Annotated in this window: 13 protein-coding genes; 9 read left to right on the plus strand and 4 right to left on the minus strand. The window is 66.0% G+C overall.

The window, feature by feature from the left end; all coding sequences use genetic code 11:
- Window positions 1-216 precede the first annotated feature (216 nt).
- From ABFE16_16425 to ABFE16_16455, 7 genes are all read left to right on the plus strand, one after another.
- Window positions 217-1,077 carry an Mrp/NBP35 family ATP-binding protein gene (locus ABFE16_16425; GenBank protein ID MEN6346891.1) on the plus strand — a complete coding sequence of 287 codons (861 nt, stop codon included), beginning with the start codon at window positions 217-219 and terminating at the stop codon, window positions 1,075-1,077.
- A gap of 161 nt (window positions 1,078-1,238) precedes the next feature.
- Window positions 1,239-2,390 carry a mandelate racemase/muconate lactonizing enzyme family protein gene (locus ABFE16_16430; protein MEN6346892.1) on the plus strand — a complete coding sequence of 384 codons (1,152 nt, stop codon included), beginning with the start codon at window positions 1,239-1,241 and terminating at the stop codon, window positions 2,388-2,390.
- A gap of 18 nt (window positions 2,391-2,408) precedes the next feature.
- Window positions 2,409-3,839, plus strand: a complete 1,431-nt coding sequence (locus ABFE16_16435; GenBank protein ID MEN6346893.1) for an aldehyde dehydrogenase family protein — start codon at window positions 2,409-2,411, stop codon at window positions 3,837-3,839.
- An 18-nt stretch (window positions 3,840-3,857) separates the two neighbouring features.
- On the plus strand, window positions 3,858-4,550 hold the full coding sequence (locus tag ABFE16_16440) for a GntR family transcriptional regulator (GenBank protein MEN6346894.1): 693 nt from the start codon (window positions 3,858-3,860) through the stop codon (window positions 4,548-4,550).
- Between the two features lie 181 nt (window positions 4,551-4,731).
- The gene (locus ABFE16_16445) at window positions 4,732-6,027 is read left to right on the plus strand and encodes a hypothetical protein (GenBank protein MEN6346895.1); all 1,296 of its coding nucleotides are present in this window, start codon (window positions 4,732-4,734) and stop codon (window positions 6,025-6,027) included.
- Window positions 6,028-6,143: 116 nt separating this feature from the next.
- On the plus strand, window positions 6,144-7,073 hold the full coding sequence (locus ABFE16_16450) for an MBL fold metallo-hydrolase (protein ID MEN6346896.1): 930 nt from the start codon (window positions 6,144-6,146) through the stop codon (window positions 7,071-7,073).
- Window positions 7,074-7,082: 9 nt separating this feature from the next.
- Window positions 7,083-8,183 (plus strand): sialidase family protein, encoded by a 1,101-nt coding sequence (locus tag ABFE16_16455; GenBank protein MEN6346897.1) that lies wholly within the window; start codon window positions 7,083-7,085, stop codon window positions 8,181-8,183.
- A 99-nt stretch (window positions 8,184-8,282) separates the two neighbouring features.
- Here the strand turns inward: ABFE16_16455 and ABFE16_16460 are convergent, their stop codons facing one another.
- The gene (locus tag ABFE16_16460) at window positions 8,283-10,352 is read right to left on the minus strand and encodes a hypothetical protein (GenBank protein ID MEN6346898.1); all 2,070 of its coding nucleotides are present in this window, start codon (window positions 10,350-10,352) and stop codon (window positions 8,283-8,285) included.
- Window positions 10,353-10,560: 208 nt separating this feature from the next.
- Here ABFE16_16460 and ABFE16_16465 point away from each other — a divergent pair, with 208 nt between their 5' ends.
- Both ABFE16_16465 and ABFE16_16470 read left to right on the plus strand, forming a co-directional pair.
- Window positions 10,561-11,565 carry a sialidase family protein gene (locus tag ABFE16_16465; protein MEN6346899.1) on the plus strand — a complete coding sequence of 335 codons (1,005 nt, stop codon included), beginning with the start codon at window positions 10,561-10,563 and terminating at the stop codon, window positions 11,563-11,565.
- Between the two features lie 23 nt (window positions 11,566-11,588).
- Window positions 11,589-12,578, plus strand: coding sequence for a uroporphyrinogen decarboxylase family protein (locus tag ABFE16_16470; protein ID MEN6346900.1), 990 nt, complete (start codon window positions 11,589-11,591; stop codon window positions 12,576-12,578).
- A gap of 12 nt (window positions 12,579-12,590) precedes the next feature.
- On the opposite strand, the gene ABFE16_16475 is transcribed toward ABFE16_16470, so the two are convergent.
- The 3 genes from ABFE16_16475 to ABFE16_16485 all read right to left on the minus strand — a co-directional run bounded on the left by ABFE16_16475 (window position 12,591) and on the right by ABFE16_16485 (window position 17,981).
- Window positions 12,591-14,555, minus strand: coding sequence for a DUF6785 family protein (locus ABFE16_16475; protein ID MEN6346901.1), 1,965 nt, complete (start codon window positions 14,553-14,555; stop codon window positions 12,591-12,593).
- A 148-nt stretch (window positions 14,556-14,703) separates the two neighbouring features.
- Window positions 14,704-16,893, minus strand: coding sequence for a hypothetical protein (locus tag ABFE16_16480; GenBank protein ID MEN6346902.1), 2,190 nt, complete (start codon window positions 16,891-16,893; stop codon window positions 14,704-14,706).
- A gap of 65 nt (window positions 16,894-16,958) precedes the next feature.
- Window positions 16,959-17,981, minus strand: coding sequence for a hypothetical protein (locus ABFE16_16485; protein ID MEN6346903.1), 1,023 nt, complete (start codon window positions 17,979-17,981; stop codon window positions 16,959-16,961).
- Window positions 17,982-18,012 lie beyond the last annotated feature (31 nt).

Below are 18,012 nucleotides of genomic sequence, written 5' to 3' on the forward strand. Positions count from 1 at the left end.
CATGGGAAGAGGGCCCGTTGCTGAGTGTGCCTGCCCGGCCTGCGGCGCGAGGATGCCGCGACAGCCGGGTGTCCCCTGCTACCAGCACAAGTGCCCCAGGTGCGGAGCGGCGATGGCACGGGCCGACCGGACCTGCCGCGCTCTGCAGCAGACCACCACTCCGCAACCGCAAGAGCCCCATGCCAGCAGCAGTACAGAAATCGAGGAGAAGTGAGCATGCCGGAAGACTGGTGTCCCCCGGAGTACAAGGCAAAGAAACAGGACGCACCACAAGATGATCATGCGGCGCAGGAGGAACGGATCCGTGAGCACGCGGCGAACATGTCGCACCAGATCCTGGTGCTGAGCGGCAAGGGAGGCGTCGGCAAGAGCACGGTGGCCACAAACCTGGCCTGGTCGCTCGCAGCCCGTGGCCTCCGCACCGGTCTTCTGGACGCCGATATCAATGGCCCCACGGTCCCGCTGATGATGGGACTGCAGGGCCAGATCGGGAAGGGATCGCTGGGACTGACACCCATGCCGGTGCTCGAGAACCTGCTGGTCATGTCCATCAGCTTCTTCCTCGATAGCCCCGACACGCCGACAATCTGGCGCGGACCTCTCAAGGGCGGGATCATCCGGCAGTTCATCGCCGACATGGATTGGGGCCCGCTGGACTACCTCGTTATCGACCTGCCGCCAGGCACCGGCGACGAGCCCCTGACGGTGGCCCAGACCTTCCCGGCGGCCGACGGAGGCCTGATCGTGACCACGCCCCAGGAGGCCAGTCTGTCGGTGTGCCGCAAGGCGGTCAACTTCCTGAAGGCCGTGAAGCTGCCCTGCCTCGGCGTCATCGAGAACATGAGCGGCTTCCTCTGCCCGCACTGTGGCGAGAGGACCGATATCTTCTCCACCGGCGGCGGAGAGACGATGGCGCAGCAGATGGGCGTGCCCTTCCTTGGCAGCCTCCCGCTCGCACCGGAAGTCGTTGCTCTCGGTGACGAGGGCCAACCCATCATCGGGGCCCAGGCCTCGGCGGGACTGCGGGAAGCCTTCGATGAGGTGGTCGGCAACCTGCTGGCCGTCCAGACGCACTAACCCCCGACCACACCGCAGAGCAGGCGAGCCCCAGGGCCCCGACGAGGGTTCTGGGGCTCGCTTTGTCTTTGGTTGACAGGAGCCGATTCGTATATTATATATTCTGCGTTAGCCACAACCGTTGCTGCTGCCGACAGGTGTTCAGGAGGGCTCTGAGCGACATGAAGATAACCGACGTCAAAGCCATACCGGTCAAGGGCCGCCACTGGCCACGCTTCCCGATGATCTTCATCGAGGTGTATACCGACGAGGGCCTCGTCGGCACCGGCGAAGCGCTGACCTTCCAGGCGACCGGCGTGATCCAGTCCATCGAGAGCCTTGGCGAGTGGATTCGCGGCGAGGACCCTCTGCGCATCGAGCGCATCTGGGAGCGCTGCTTCCGCCGTGGCGCGAACCTCCCTGCGCTGAGCGGGATCGAGACCGCGCTGTGGGACATCGCCGGACAGGCCGCCGGGATGCCGATCTACCAACTCCTCGGCGGTGCGTGTCAGGACCGCATCCGGGTCTACGCCGACGGGTTCTTCCGTGGTGCCGATCCGACGCCGGAGGCCTACAAGGAGAAGGCTGCTGCTGCCGTCGCGCAGGGCCTCACGGCGCTGAAGCTGGACGTGGACGACTTCATGGGGCGCCTCAGCGGAGAGGCGAAGCCCGGTGAGGAGCGCCCGCTGATCCGCTGCCACGGCACGAACCTGGGACGCGGCATCCGCAACAAGGAACTGGAAGAGGTACAGTCGAGTGTGGCGGCAATCCGTGAGCACCTCGGCCCCGATGTAGACCTGGCGCTGGATTGCCACTGGGCCTTCGATGTGCCCTCGGCGCTGCGACTTGGCCGTGCCCTGGAGCCCTACAACCTGCTATGGCTGGAGGATCCGATCCCCTCGGGCAACGCTGCCGCCCTGGCCAAGCTGTCCGAGCAGTTGGCCGTGCCGATCTGCGTCGGCGAGGCCTCCAAGACCCGCTACGAGTTCCGTGAGATCTTCGAGCGCCAGGCAGCGGACATCATCATGCCTGACGTCGTCTGCGCCGGCGGTGTCCTGGAGATGAAGAAGATCGCCGCCCTCGCCGACACCTACTACATCCCGATGGCCCCGCACGACATGGTTGGCCCGGTGGCAACGGCGGCCAGTGTGCAGGTGTGTGCGTGCATCCCCAACTTCCTGATCCTCGAGCACCAGATGAACGACGTGCCCTGGCGCAACGACCTGGTGGATGAAGCGCCGGTCGTGCGCGACGGACACATCGACGTACCGACTCGCCCCGGTCTGGGGCTTCGCCTGAATCACGACGCCCTTGCTGCATACCGCGCTGAGTGACACGGAGAGGAGATTCGCATGAACCCCGAACTGGTTCCGCTGCTGGTTAACGGTCAGGACGTTACCACTGGCCGCACCTTCGTGGTCGATGATCCGGCCACCGAGGAGCAAATCGCCCAGGTGGCTGCCGCTGACAAAGAGACGACCCTTGCCGCGCTCGAGGCCGCCAAGAAGGCCTTCCCGGCCTGGTCGAAGACCACTCTCGCCGAGCGCAAGGCAATCGCGCTGCGTTACGTCGATTTGCTCGAGCGCGACCGCGAGCACCTGACGGACCTGCTCGTGGCTGAGACGGGCAAGCCTCGCGACGCTGCGGGCTACGACGTGACCATTCTGGTCAACTCGGTTCGCTTCTTCCAGGAGGAGGTCGAGCGGATCCGTCAGGAGGTCATCCCCGACCCGACCGGACGGTTCCATCACTACGTCCTGCGTCAGGCGCTGGGGGTCGTCGTCGGGTTCCTGGCGTGGAACTACCCTCTGCTGAACCTGGGCTACAAGCTCGGTCCGATCCTGGCCACGGGCTGCACCTCGGTCATCAAGCCCTCGCGGCATACTCCGCTGGCGACCCTTGCCTCAGCCCGGTTGCTGTCTGAGGCCGGTGTTCCTGACGGTGTGGTCAACGTCATCGCCTGCGACGACCGCGAGACCACCAGGGTCCTGCTGCAAAGCGACATCCCGGCGCTGGTGACGATGATCGGCTCGACCGCTGCCGGCCTGGAGGTCATGCGCACCGCCTCCACCAGCATCAAGCGCTACTCGCTGGAGCTGGGCGGCAATGCCCCGGCCATCGTCTACCCCGATGCCGACCTGCAGGACGCCGTGAACCGCATCGTCGATCTCAAATTCAGCAACGCCGGGCAAGTCTGCGTGGCGCCGAACCGGGCTCTCGTGCATGCCGAGGTGCTGGAGGACTTCCTGCGCCTGGCCGCCGAGCGCGTCGGGAAGTTCAACCTCGGCAGCGGCGTCGGCCCCCTGCCGATGATGGGGCCGATGATCACCGCCGACGCTCGCGACCGGATGCTGGAGCTGGTGCAAGAGTCCGTAGCCGACGGCGCGAAGGTGGTCTGCGGAGGTAGCAGGCCCGAGCAGCCGGCACGCGGGTACTTCATGCAGCCGACGGTCCTGCGCGACGTGCGCCCTGAGATGCGGATTGCTCGCGAGGAGATCTTCGGGCCGATCCTGCCGGTAATCCGCTTCACCGAGGACGAAGAGGCGCTGGCGATGGGCAATGACACCAACTATGGCCTCGCGGCCTATGTCTTCACCACGAACCTGAGTCGCGCGCTGCACGCGGTGGAGACTCTCCAGGCGGGTAGCGTGTGCGTGAATGAGCCGCACAACGGCGTGCACCTTCCGCACGGCGGTCAGAAGCAGAGCGGCCTGGGTTGCGACCGCTCGCACTACAGCCTCGAAGAGTACATGACCCTGAAGCGCGTAACCATCCGCAAGTAGCCTGAGGGCGAGGTCGCTGTGAGCAGTCCGAGAAGCGTCGAGCCAATCCCGCAGACCCAGCTTCTGCAGTCCGTGGCGCTGGAGCACATCCGCGACGCCATCCTGGAGGGCCGACTGGCGCCTGGGACGCCGCTGCGGATTGGTGCCCTGGCTCAGGAGCTTGGGGTGAGTCCGATCCCGGTCCGCGAGGCGCTGCAGGTCCTGGCGACCGAGGGACTCGCAGTGCACCTCCCCCGGCGCGGGATGGTCGTGAGCTCGCTCACCGCCGAGGACATCAACGACACTTACGAGGTGCGGGAGGCGCTGGAGGGTTTCGCGGTCCGCTGCGCTGCCGGAAGGATGAGCCCGGAGGGACTCGCCGAATTGCAGGCGATGCTGGGGCAGATGGAGGAGGCGACCGAGCGGGTCGACCATGAGGCCCTGCTGCGACTGGATCGCGCCTTCCACACCCGTCTGTGCGAGGCCTATCCGAACCGTCGCGCCTGGACCTTCCTGCGGCAGCTCTGGGACTACACCTACCGGATTCGCCGGTTCTACCCGCGCTCGGAGGGACGGCTGCGAGTCACGATGGTAGAGCACCGGGCGATCCTGGCGGCCTTTGAAGCAGGTGACGGCGAAGGCTGCGAGCGACTCATACGTGCCCATCTGGATGGTGCGCGTCAGGATCTGCTGGAGCGTCTTGGCGACGAAGGCGAGGCAGAAGCAACCTGAGTTCCGCAACAGCCCTGTTGCCGTCCGCGTATGCCTCACGGAGGAAGCGAAGAAGCCTGCCTTGCGGCAGGCTTCTTCTGTGACTGGTGGCAGGTGGACCGGACACCGTGCCTGCTACCCGAATCGCTTGAAGGCCTGCGGTCGGCGAGTAGCGAAAGGACCGCCACCAAGGAGGCGACCCATGGAACCCTTCACCCAGACCTTGCGCCGGCTCCTCGACGAGACACCTGTTCTTGACCCGCATTGTCACCTGCGTGCCAGTCGTCCCCAGGCCGACACCCTCGCCGACCTCGTGCTGTATCACCATGTGTGGGTGGAGCTTGTCTCTGCCGGAATGCCCGTCGAGGCCACCAGCCGCGCCGGGCTGCCCCACGAAGTCGCCGACCCGGACATGCCGCCGATGGACCGTCTTCGGGCTGCACTTCCCTGGCTCTCCCACCTGCGCAATACAACGCTGGGCTACCTGCTGCGGACTCTGCTCGAGGACTTGTACGGCGTCCCCGGCGGGCAGTTGACGGAGGACAACCTTGAGGAGGTAGCTGCGCAGGTCGCGGAGGCGAGTGCCTGTGAAGGCCGTGCCGTCGAAGTCCTTCGCGATCGTTGCGGCATCCGAAAGGCGCTGACCGTAGAAGCCTCAGGACGCCCGCCGATCGGTGAAGTGATCGGCCTGGGACGCGAGGGTGTCCCGACGAACCTCCTCAGCGGCAAGCAGACGCCCCGGCAAGTCCTGGAGGGTATGGCGCGGACGCTGGGCTCTGAGTTGCGGACCGGTGAGGACTACGCCGCCGCAATGAGGCAGCTCGGGGCCCTTCGCGGCAAGAGCAGTTTGCGCTTTGTCGGTGTGTGGGTGCTGCCCTCGATGACACTCCGGCAGCCGCAGCCCGGCGAGATCGAGGGTATCCTCGATCGCGCTCGGGAGGACCGTCCCATCTCGCCGGAGGAAGCGGGCCTGCTCTGCGGCTTTGGTCTGACGCACTTCCTGCTCGGTATGCGCGAGGGTCATCTGCGCACGATCCAGCTCATCGTCGGGGCGGAAGTCCTGCCCCCACACCGGTCGATCACCCAGTGGAGTCCGGAGCTGCCCGGCGGTCTGGCAAGACTGGCCGGAGCCTTCGAGGACTTCCAGTTCAACTGCTCGACCGCCAGCGACCTCTTCACGCAGGACCTGGGCATCCTCGCCAAACACCTCCCGAACGTCAGCGTCGCCGGTTACTGGTGGCACGTACTGTACCCGCACTATATCCGCAAGAGCCTCGAGACGCGGCTGGACATGGTGCCGGCCAACAAGATCGTCGGGTTCTTCTCCGACGCCTACCATGCGGAGTGGTGCTACCCGAAGCTGAAGCTGGTGAAGCAGATCCTTAGCGAGGTGCTGGTCGATCGCGTCGAGCGTGGGCTCCTCACCGAGGACATCGCTCTCTCGCTCGTGGCACCGCTGCTGCATGAGAACGCAGCGCGAATCTACGGGGTCGGATAGTCACAGCACCCGCGAAGGCGAAGTGCCTTGCGGCGGGAGCGAAATAGGTGGCCCAGGGAGGAGCCCGACCGGACGTCAGCGAACCAGTCGCAGGCCGCACCGAGGAGCGCAGAGCAATGGCCGCAGCACAAGCACCGCACACTTCACGAATCCGCAGCCGCCGACTGGCGCTGGTGGGAGCGATCGCCTTCCTGATGGCGCTGTCGAGATGCTGCCTCGCAGCGGAGGCACCGCAACTGAAGCCCTTCGCCCTGTGGCAACTGAAGAATCAGACGCACAGCCAGATGATGTCCTATGTGATCCGCAGCGAGTCGGGCAAGGTCATCGTCATCGACGGCGGCATGGCCGGTGACGCAAAGTACCTCTCCGCCTTCCTTGCGAAGCTGGGCGATCATGTCTCCGCGTGGTTCCTCACTCACCCGCACGACGATCACATGGACGCCCTGACCGCGATTCTCCCGAACCCCGGCAAGCTGCAGATCGACGCCCTCTACGCCTCCATGCCCAACCGGGAGTGGATGGCCCGCTACGGCTCGAAGACGGAGCTGCAGGCCTATGACCGAGCCTGCGCCGTGTTCGCCGAGACCGGGCGTGCGGTTACCGAGCTGCAGCTTGGACAGGAGATCGTCCTCGACGGGCTGCTCTTCGAGGTCCTTGGTGTCAAGAACCCCGAGATCACCGCGAACCCGGTCAACAACCAGAGTCTTCTGCTGAGGCTGTCCGGGGCCGGACGAACCGTGCTGTTCACCGGCGACCTGGGCGTCGAGGGCGGACGCAAGGCGATCACCGGGGCCTACGCGAGCAAGCTCCATGCCGACTATGTCCAGATGGCGCACCACGGGCAGAACGGCGTCAACGAGGCCTTCTATCAGCACGTCGGGGCAAGCCATTGCCTGTGGCCGACGCCGCTGTGGCTCTGGGACAACGACAAGGGCGCCGGGAAGGGCTCCGGGCCCTGGCGAACGCTGGAGGTCCGAGCCTGGATGGACAAGCCGCCGGCGAAGACGCACCATGTAGGCTGTAGGGATTCCGAGCTCATAGACTGAGGTTGCCAAATGGCTGAAGAGAGAAGCGCTAAGGAACCTGTGTCCACTCAACTGCCCGGCTATACGATCCCCGTCATCGACCTCGCCGAGGAGACTGAACGGCAGGTCGTCGTGGATCGCGAGCCGGGCCAGTATCTGGGCCACCCGACGACCGTCCTGCTGAAGGACGGGAAGACGATGCTGATCGTCTACCCGAAGGGCCATGCGCGGGGCGCCATCGTGCTGAAGAAGAGCACCGATGGTGGTCTCACCTGGTCGGAACGGCTGCCGGTGCCGGAGAACTGGGCCACCTCGAAGGAGATCCCTACCCTCTACCCGACCGTCGATGCGCAGGGCAGGCGGCGGATCCTCCTGTTCTCGAGCGAGTACCCAATCCGCAGGGCCGTCTCCGAGGACGACGGCGAGACGTGGTCGCCGCTCGAGCCCATCGGCGACTTCGGCGGAATCGCTGCGATGTGCGACTGTATCCGCCTCAAGGACGGCCGCTACATGGCGCTGTTTCATGATGACGGCCGGTTCCTGCGCAACGAGGGCACGGCCACGAAGTTCACCGTGTTCAAGACCCTCTCCGAGGACGGGGGCATGACCTGGAGTGAGCCCTTCGTCATCGCCGAGCACCCGCAGGCGTGGCTTTGTGAGCCGGGTGCGGTGAGGTCGCCGGACGGTCGCCAGATCGCCGTGCTACTGCGCGACGAGAGCCGCAAGTTCAACTCCTTCATCATCTTCAGCGACGACGAGGGTGAGACCTGGACTGCGCCGCGTGAGGTGCCGTCATCACTCACCGGCGACCGCCATCAGGCCATGTACGCGCCCGACGGTCGCCTGTTCCTCAGCTTCCGCGACAAGGCTCGTGAGAGCCCAACCTATCACGACTGGGTGGGCTGGATCGGCACCTACGAGGACCTCGTCGAGGGTCGTGAGGGGCAGTACCGCGTGCGCTTCCTGCACAATACCAAGGGCCAGGACTGCGCCTACCCGGCGGTCGAGTTGCTGCCCGACGGTACCTTCGTGGTCACCACCTATGGCCACTGGGTCGAGGGTGAGCAGCCCTTCATCGTAAGCGTCCGCTTCCGGATCGAGGAGATTGACGCGAAGGCACCCGGACGCTAACAGAGCCGCCAGCCCCTCGGCCCAGGCCACAAGAATCAGCAAAGGGCGACCCGCTACAGAAGACGGGTCGCCCTTTCTGGGTTTGCGGCAGGGGGTTCGCTACTCCGGGTAGTCGACCTTCATGACCACGTCGAGGACCGAGTACACGCCGCTGCGCAGCTTCGCGGACTTCCAGAGTGCCTCGCCGACCTGCGGGCTGTTCGACGCGCCGAACTGGAAGGTGTTGCGGCCGGCGGCGATCGGTACCGTGAACTTGCCGGGCGCGTCGAGCACCGTCTTGCCGTCGACCTGAAGGCTCATGTCCTGGCCCTTCAGAACCAGTCGGTAGGTGTGGAAGTCATCCGTGGTGTTCATCTCGTACTTCTGCTTGGTGCTGTACCAGGAGATCTCGCCGGGGGTGAGGATCACGCGGTCACCGGCGACGCCGTTGCTGAAGATGATGCTGTTGATGCCCGAGATCACCTTCGCCTGAACCTCGGCCACAGTCTCCCGAGCGGGATCGGCGTTCCACGGGTAGACGAAGTAGAGGTACTCCCCGCTATCCACGCCACGGTCAGCGACGAGCAAGGCTCCGTCCTTCGCCTCGGCGACGCGGTTCTTGCCGAGCGTCTCCGCGCTCCAGGGCGAGGCCGGTATCTTGTCTCCCTGCCAGGTGACATCCCACAGGTACTTCTCGGTCGGGACGGCCGTCGCCTTGAGCGTAACCTCGTTGTGACCGGGCTTGAAGATCGTTGCGGGCACCGGGTACTCCCACCAGGCGTCCTTGCGGGTCGGGGCAGAAAGGTCGGTACCGTTGACGGAAGCCTCCGGCCCGGTCGGTGCGGTCGTCATCACGCAGAGATGGACGGTCGCGCCTTCGCCTTCCTTGCCGAGCTCAATCGGCACGGTGATTGGCTTGTCCTGGCTGAGCGCCCAGGGGTTGTCCGGTGTGAGGATGGGGACGTTTTGGAAGCGCTCCCCGTCCTTGAGGTACATGCTTGGCCGGTAGTTGCGGACGGTAACGAAGTAGGTCTTGTCCATCGAGGCCAAGGCCTTCGGGTCACCGATCTCCGAGAGCATCGGCGCCTTCGGGTTGAAGAAGTTGAACAGGTAGATGCCGTCGGCGCCGGCCTGCCAGACCTCGGCGGCACGAGCCCGGTAGGTCTGCTGCGAGCCCCGGTTGTAGACCGGCGTCTTGGCCCGGACGCGCGACTCACTCAGCGAGGGGTAGACCGGGACGCCGTACTTGTGCCCCAGGTTGATCAGGTACTCCCAGGGGTTGAGCTGGTAGTAGCAGGTGCCGCTCAGCAGGTCCACATACCCCTCCTGCAGCCAGCGCTCGATATCCAGGCCCACTGCCCGCGCGTAGTCGACCGAGTCCGGCACGCGCACCGCAATCAAGATCGGACGGCCGCGCTTGCGGCCCTGCTCATCGGCCATGACTCGGACGCGGCGCACGAGGTCGGTCATCATGTCCAGTTCCGCCTGGCTCGCGGTACCGCCATAGGCGACGGACTTGAAGTAGCTGCAGTGGCGCAGGAAGTCGAGCTCAACCCCGTCGACGTCGTAGTTGGTGCAGATCTCCTCCAGGTAGCGGAAGGCCAGGTCGCGGATCTCCGGGTGCGTGTAGTCCACGCCGCTCCAGGGGCCGAACTGGGACTTGTTGTCGTAGCTGCCGATGAGCCACTCCGGGTGCTGGTACTTCAGCGGCGGGAAGAGCGGGTATGGGTTGTCCGGTGAGTGCGCAGCGTCGTGGGTGTCGTTCATGCGCATCGAACAGAAGATTTCGATCTTATGCTGCTTGCCGAAGTCCACGACCATCTTGAGCGCATCCGTGCCGAGGTTGATCAGGTCGCGCGTAGCGTTGCGCCCATCGAGGACCTGTCGGTCCAGGACGGTGCCCACTTTGGTGTTGTAGGTGAAGTTGCTGAAGCCGGAGCTGATCGGGCAGTAGAAGATCGTATCAACCTGCGAGCCGACCAGCGGCGAGGTCCTCTGCAGGAGCGCGTTCTCCACCGTGAGCGGCAGGTCCTTGGGGTAGTAGAGCACATCGCAGCCATCGTTGTTGAGGATGATGCGGCGCTGACGATGCGCCAGTTCCTTCCGCTGCTGCACGAAGGCGTCCTGCGACCAGGCTTCGGTCATGACGGTCACCACCATTAGCGCAAGTATCGCGAGACGGTTTCCCATGGGAGGCACCTCGTAAGGTTGTGCAACTCACCGGTTGTGGCTGAGAGCGGCTCGGGTCGTGAGTCCCCTTCAGAAGCCTCGCTTCGCCGTCTGCCCGCGTCCTCCTCCTCGCTGGTGACAGACGGCTCACGCCCTGGGAAGGTCGGAGTTGATGTGGGAGGAACAGAACCAGGTTTCCGGCACGAGCAACACAAGGAGAGAAACTGAGATGAGACTGAAGCAAGTGGTCATCGGCGGGCCGCGCGAGGATCAGCAGTGGCGCGGGATTCCCAGCATCGAGCGCAGTCCGGGCGGAAGGCTCTTCGTGTCCTGGTTCTCCGGCGGCAAGATCGAGCCCGAGGAAACCAACCGTGTCTATCTCCAGACCAGCGACGACGATGGCCAGAGCTTCTCCGAGCCGATCGTGAGGTGCGACCCGGAGGGCAAGACCCGCGCCTTCGATCCGTGCCTGTGGTTCGACCCGCGCGGACGCCTCTGGTATATCTACAATGTCGGCAACCGCGAGGAAAACCAGCACGGGGTCTGGGCGCAGTGCTGCAGCGAACCGGACGCCCCGCAACTCCAGTGGTCTGAGCCGAAGCGTCTTGGGTTCGACGTGCCCTTCAGCTTCCGCAGCAACAAACCGACCGTGCTCAGCACCGGCGAGTGGCTGCTCCCCGTCACCTGGGCCGAGGACACCCGGGGCGACTGGTTCGCCGGCGACCGCCAGCTTCAGGGCTGCGCGATCTCCGAGGACGAAGGCGAGACCTGGACGCTGCACGGCGCGGTGAAGGCCCCCTCCTGGGCGCTGGAGTGCATGTTCATGGAGCTGCACAAGGGCGACGTCCGTATGTACACCCGCTGCGGCGGCGGAGTCATCGACGAGAGCCTGTCGAGGGATCGGGGTCGCACCTGGAGCGAAGCCCGCCCGACGACCATCACGAATCCCGGCTCGCGGTTCTTCGTGCGCCTCCTCGCGAGTGGGCGCTGGCTGCTGATCAACAGCCCCGACCCGAAGGCCCGCACCGGAATGGTCGCCATGCTCTCCGAGGATGAAGGCCGGACCTGGAGCGCACCGCTGATGCTCGATGAGCGCACCAACATCAGCTACCCCGACGCTTGCCAGACCGCCGAGGGTCTGATCTATGCCGTACACGATCGCGAACGCCAGGGGGCAATGGAGGTCCTGCTGTCGGTCTTCTCCGAGCAGGACATCGTGCCCGGACTTCCTTAGGCCTCACTCAGCAGGAGCCTGCCATGCAGCCCAGATGGCACATCGCGTTCTGCAACGTGACCGTGACCGAGTATGCCGGGGTGCCCTACCGGGACTACTACGGTTCGCCTGCGGTGATGCTCGAGGCACAACTGACGGCGCAGGAGGTCGCCCAAGAGCGCTGGGGAGTCGGGCAGTTCCTGCGTCCGCACGTGGATTCGCCCTCCTGCACCTTCGCCTCCTACCTGGGCGCGCCGGTCATCGAGCCCGAGGAAGACGAGGTCCCGTATCTCGACGCCGCCCGACCGCTGCTGACGGAGGTGGCGCAGATCGACCGGCTTCGTGCAGGCGACCCTCGCCGCGACGGTTGGATGGCGCGGCGCTGGAAGGCCTGGCAGTACTATACCGCCCGCGGCTACAAGGTCGGTCTGGGCGGCTATGACGGTGGCGCCGTGACGGCGGCCTGCGAGATCAGCGGCGGGCAAGCTCTGGCGTGGTTTGCGGAGAGTCCGGAGGCGGCGCAGAGACTGCTGGAGGCCATGGTCGCGGCGACGGAGAGTCTTGCGACCTTCGATGCGTCGCTGCGAGGCGACACCTACAGGGGGCTCAGCTACACCGGCGACGACTTCTCCGGTCTGCTGTCGCCGGGGATGTTCCGGCGCTTTGCGGTGCCCTGCTACCAGCGGCTCTACGCCGGTCAGGAGCACCGGTACATGCACAGCGAGCTTCTGCGTGCCGAGCACCTGCGGATCGCTCGCGACGAAGTCGGCATCACCGAGTTCCATGGCGCGGGCTGCAAGAACCTGACCCTCGCGGAAATGCACGAGATCATGGGGAACGCCTTCTGGACGCAGCTCACTCCGCAGGAGATGGAGGAGCTTGAGCCGGAGGCCCTCGACGAGCGCATCAAGGAACTGGCGGGATGCGGTGCCTCGCACGTGCAGCTCTATCCCGGACGCGGGACTCCCGACAGGAACATGGAGGCTGCGATCGCGGCGGTGCAGCGCGAGTGTCCCGGTGGTCCGGCGTGGTAGAGCGCGAGAGCCTCACACCCAGAAGCCGTAGGTGGGGATGCCTTTGAAGATGCCGATCAGCGTCCAGACGCTACCGACAAAGAACTCGCCGAGCACGAGGCCGATGAACAGCGGCATGGCGGCCCGGTACATCTTGGCCCGGCCGTAGCGCAGGATCACGGCCTTCAGAGTCCAGGCGATGAGCAGGGGCAGCCACAGGCAGTTCATGGCCCAACTGCCCGAGACTGCGTAGCCGATGGGATGGAAGGGCCAGCCGGCGAACCGAGCGCGCCCCTCGAAGAGCAGCATGACACCGACGAACCCCGCTCCCATGGCACCGATCGGGCCCCAGGCCGGTCCCTGCGGACTGGTCAGCCAGTTCTGCAGCCGCTGGTAGGGCTGGCGACCGAAGCTCCGAGCAGTGCCTCCCCACTTCGCGCCAACACCCATCCGGAAGCCCGGGTCGAGCCATCCCCAGAAGCTCCCCACCGCGCCGAGTACGGACGCGAGGATCATGGCGCCGGCGAACTTGCGTGCGTCGAAGCCGACCTCCTCGGCCATACGGAAGCCCTCAAGCTGATGGGGCATCTCGTGGTTGCGGTAGGCGCGGTTCTGCCAGAAGAGGATGGACAGCACCACCAGGTCCTGCTTGCGCAGGTTGGCGGTCCCGACGACCTGCGGGATGATGAGGTCCGGTCCGGCGAAGTGCAGATCGTGGACCGGATGCCCCAACTCCGCCCGGATACGCGTGACGACCACGCCGAGCATGAAGAAGATCGCGAAGTAGGCCAGCGCCACCGATAGCGAGGCTCCGCCATGCACGAGCATGGCCACGAGTGCCGCGCAGCCGAGAACCATTCCCCAGAAGGCCACCGGGATCGGCAGCGGGTCATCGTCCGAGCTATCGCCTCCCGGCCTGCTGCGGTCACCCCAGACCTGAGACCAGATGTCAACCAGATGCGAGCGCATGGCCCACAGCGAGAAGGCAAAGAGGCCGACGTATCCGCCGAAGGCCTGCTCGTTGAGATAGGGCGGTGCGCTGGCTGTCCAGCTCTGCGGCTCGAATCCCAGGGCGCTCGACAGCACCCGCAGCGCCTTCCACCAGAAGAAGAAGAACCAGCACGAGAAGAGCTGGTCCTGCGGCAGCAGGTATCCCAGGCCGATGGCAAAGGGGTAGAAGGAGATGGGCGTCCAGCCCAGGGCACGCCACGGCCGGGTCTTGATGAAGGGGCTGAGATCCCAGACTCGCACGCGGATCATCGGCACCGACGGGTACAGGACATGAAGGCCGTTGAGCAGGTCGATGCTCGCCGCCAGGGCGAAGCCGATCCACAGGAGGCGGTTGCGGAAGAGCAGTCCCCGCGGCTCAGTGATCTGCAACGGCAACACAACCAACGGGTAGCTGAGACGTTCGCGCTCGGTCCACTGCTTGCGGATCAGCACGTTCATGCACAGCATGACCAGCAGCATCAGGACCATGTAGACGGACCAAGTGAGTACGGGCACACCCCAGGGGGCCAGGTGCGCGACGGTGTAGGGAGTCGTGCCGCCGTTGAAGAGTGCCTCGAGGGACTTCATGTCCCTGACGACCCAGCCCTTCGGCAGGTCGGCGAGGAAGAGCTCCTCCCACTTGTTCTCCGGTGTGGCCAGCCAGAAGGGTGCGGCCATGGCCGGTGCCAGCATCTGGATACTGTCATGCGCGGCGAGTCCCGAGGCGATGGACAGGCAGGTGTAGACGACCAGCAACTCGCCCTGCGACAGCGCCCAGCGGGGAGCACGCCACAGGAACAGTTGGTTGACCCCGCGCAGCAGGAGGATGCAGAAGATAACGTTGAAGAACAGGGAGACGGTGGTGGGGTGCCCGCTGTAGCGGACCTCCTCCATCATCACGATCCAGTAGCAGTTGAGCGGGGCGAGGAGGCAGACAAGCAGGAGGGAACGCCAGGTGACGGCCGGGCGTGTTGCGGGTTCGCGCAGGTGGCTTGCGAGCAACTGCACTTCGGGCCCCCACCGGGACGAGGGTGCAAGGAGGGCGCAGGTCACCGACACAGCCTGCGCCAATTTGCTGTGCGACGGAATCCAGGTGGGGCAATTCGCGACCGGCCGCCGGTCCGCCTCCTCAGCAGGGAAGAGAGAAGGAGGCCGTCTATCGTGCTCGCAGCGTCAGCGGCAGCGACGGCTGCGAAAGGACTACCACCGTGCCTCGGGCGGTGACGGGTACCGGGGTTCCGTTGGCCGTGGCCTCCGTGAGTCTTCGGCCCGGAACCGCCAGGCGCAGACGGATCTTGCTCGGAGTACCCCGCTCCAGTCCTCGCAGGGCCACCTCAAGCTCGTCACCACGGAGTCGTGCCCGCAGGCTGATCGGGCCCCAGCGAGTGGGGCAATCAGTTACCGCGAGACCGCCCGGCCCCGTCAGCCACCGTGCCGGGCAGGCCCGCAGCAGGTGCAGCACGTCCTGGTCGCGATCGTCGTCCACCAGCAGGTGCTTGAGCATCAGTGGAGCCATGGCCTGACTCGGCACCACCTGCTCAGCGCCGCCCTTTACCGTCCGGAACCCTTGCGGCCCAGGCAGTACGGTCACTTGCTCGTAGGAGGCCCAGTATCCGCGCGAGTGGTGGTGCGCGAGGTGCCCGTAGAAGCTGGTCAGGTAGCCTGCCACATCCTCAGCGTCCAGCAGGCCGCGCGTCCAGTGCCAGGCAGGCCAGTCGTCGAGGTGTCCGCCGAAGCGGGTCGTACCCAGCAACTCGCCGCCATGATCACGACGGTAGCGAGCGATCGCTCGCACGACGGAGGTCTCCAGCACACCCGCCGAGACCATCTCCAGCAGGTAGCGGTAGTTGCAGTAGGAGGCGTGGCGCGACTCGGTCATGCGCTCGAAGGGTGGCGGCTGCACGGGACCGGCAGGTACAAACCCGGAGGGATGCGTCGCAGCCGCTACGGCCGCCCGGATGTCCGCCTGGTATGCGGTCGCCTCTGCCGTCAGCGCTTCTCCCTCGTGGCGCGTCACCGGGTCGGCCAGGAGCGCTCGGCCCAGGTCACGCAACCCGCGGCAGACCCACACATCGCCGGCGAAGTAGAACTGCTTCCACTCCGCGGCGTCACCGTGGTAGTCCGCCTCAGGCAACCCGGGGAGGAGGCCCCGGGTCGTCGCGTCGTCCGACGCCAGGGCCTCACGGCGCAGGTCCAGGAGACGGCGGGCAACTCGCCGCAGGATCACCAGGTGCTCGTCCCACCAGGACTGGTCGGCCGAGAGCTCCCGGTAACGTGCAGCGGCGGCCAGCAACTGCCCGTACTCGGCGACCGCGGGACCGTAGTAGTCGAAGGTCCCGTCGGGCTGCACATACCGGCCCAGGTAATGGCTCAGGGCGTCGCGTGCGTGGTCGAAGCGCCCCCACTCCATCATGGCCCAGGTGAAGAACAGGACCGCCGGCGGGAAGCTATCATGGCGCGGCTGATCGTAGGTGCCCACGCCGTAGCGCGGCAGCACACCCCGGAAGGTCAGGTCAACAAGTCGCAAGGAGGCGGCCACGCCCTGCTGCACTGAGGCCTCAGGGACTCGCACTTGCAGGCCGTCGGCGGCCCAGGACTGGTGCCGCAGATGCGCCCCTAGCAGCGCCTGGTAGAAGCCCAACTCAGGCGCGACGACACCGGCACAGGAACGCTCGTGACACAGCGTCTCTCCTTGCGGCGAGAGGGTGCGCAGGCGACGGTACACCGCGAGTTCGCCGGCTGGACCATCGGCGAGAGCGAAGGCGATCATCTCGACGCCCTGCTGCTTGTCCTCGTCCCAGGCGCCGTAGCACACCGCGTTCATGGACTCGCCCAGCAGACCGTGAGCACAGCGCGAGGAGGCAGTGATCTCGAAGGCGGCCCCGAAGTGCCCCTCGATGGCACCGTCTGCACGCACCACGGCACGGTCTTCGGTGCGCTCGTCCCCGAGGAAGGTCATGTCCAGCAGTCGCGGCAGGAGGTCGGCGACAGCGGCAAAGGACGGCTCGCCCTGAGCCTGCGCCTGCTGCGCGAGGAGGTCCTTCGAGGCCTCGAGGAGAGCCTGGCAGTGCGAGGAATCGTCCGCCGGGACACGAGGGAGACTCTCCAGCGACCCGAAGGGCCGCTGGAGCCTTCCGCGCACCATGGGCGGCTCGGTACTGAGGAAGAGAAACTCCGTAGGACTCTCGAGGACGGCGAAGGGCGTTTTGGTTTCGCGATAGGTGGCGCGCAGCGTCCAGCCGGCGAGCGTCTCCCCGGCGGTGAGGTGGTGCTGAGAGCCCGCGATCCGGACCGTCGCCCCGCCGTCGGAACGCAGGGCAACCAACTCAGGCTTTGCGGCAGGCATGATGTCCCCCTGATGGCTGGTGGCAGCGGATGATGCTCCGTGAGGTGCGAGAGGTAGAGTGGGGCTCAGGTCAGCGAACGTGCGCCGTCGCGCCACGCATAGAAGGCGGGCTTGGGCTGCCCCTGCTTATCCACCAGTCCCCAGGCCGTCTCCGCAGGGCAATCGGGCGAACCGCACTGCCAGCAGGTCTCCTGGTCCTCCCAGCGGTAGAAGAAGACTCCCAGCAGGGCCCCACGCTGTGTCTTGAGAGCTTCGAAGGCGGCCGCCACGAACTTGGCCTGGCCGTCGGGGGTGTGCCCTTCGCCCCAGCCGTAACGCCACTTACGGAGCTTGCACACCGGCTGGTTCGTGCGGGCTTCCTCCTCCGTCTGGATGCCACCTGCCGAGGAGTAGCCCCACTCGTTGATGAGGACCGGCTTGCTGGTGAGGGCGTACAACTCGGCGACCCGCTGAGCCCAGTTCTCCGGACCGCCGGCCCCCCAGGTTCCGTAGTAGCCGTCGATTCCGCAGTAGTCGAGCAGGCAGTCCTGGCGACCGTGCAGGTAGCCGAAGAAGTAGAGGGACGGCGGCGCGCCGGCGGGGTTATGACCGACGATCAGTGAGGGATCGGAATGCTTGAGGCCGCGAGCAGCGGCAGCGACAAGATCGCAGGCCTGCCGCGGATTCAGCGGCCCGGCGAACTGGGTGATGTCCAACTCATTGGCAAGCTGCCACACGGGCACGAGTCCCCGCAGGTCCTCGGCGAGCCACTCGCAGGTGGCCTCGTAGTTGCGCAAGAACTCCTCGCTGCCGAGCTCGCCGTACCAGGCGGGGAAGCGGTTCCTCCACTGCAGCTTCAGGCTACCATCGGGCTGGGCGACATAGGTTCCGCCACCCGGTCCCGGGGTGATGCCCATGACCTGGATGCCGGCCTTGGTGAAGCGCCGCACGGCCTCGCGGTTCTTGAGGTACTGGGGTGACAACTCGCCGCCGAGACGATCCACAAAGGGATAGCCGAGGCCCTGGCGGACCCAGCCCATCCCCGCCTGCTTGAGCAGGTCCGTGTCGGCGGTCGGGAAGGCAGAGGTGCCGATCATGAGCGGACGCATCGCACGACCTCCCGTTGTCGGGCAGCCTCTG

Source organism: Armatimonadia bacterium, assembly GCA_039679385.1.
In the GTDB taxonomy this organism is placed as follows: Bacteria; Armatimonadota; Zipacnadia; order Zipacnadales; family JABUFB01; genus JAJFTQ01.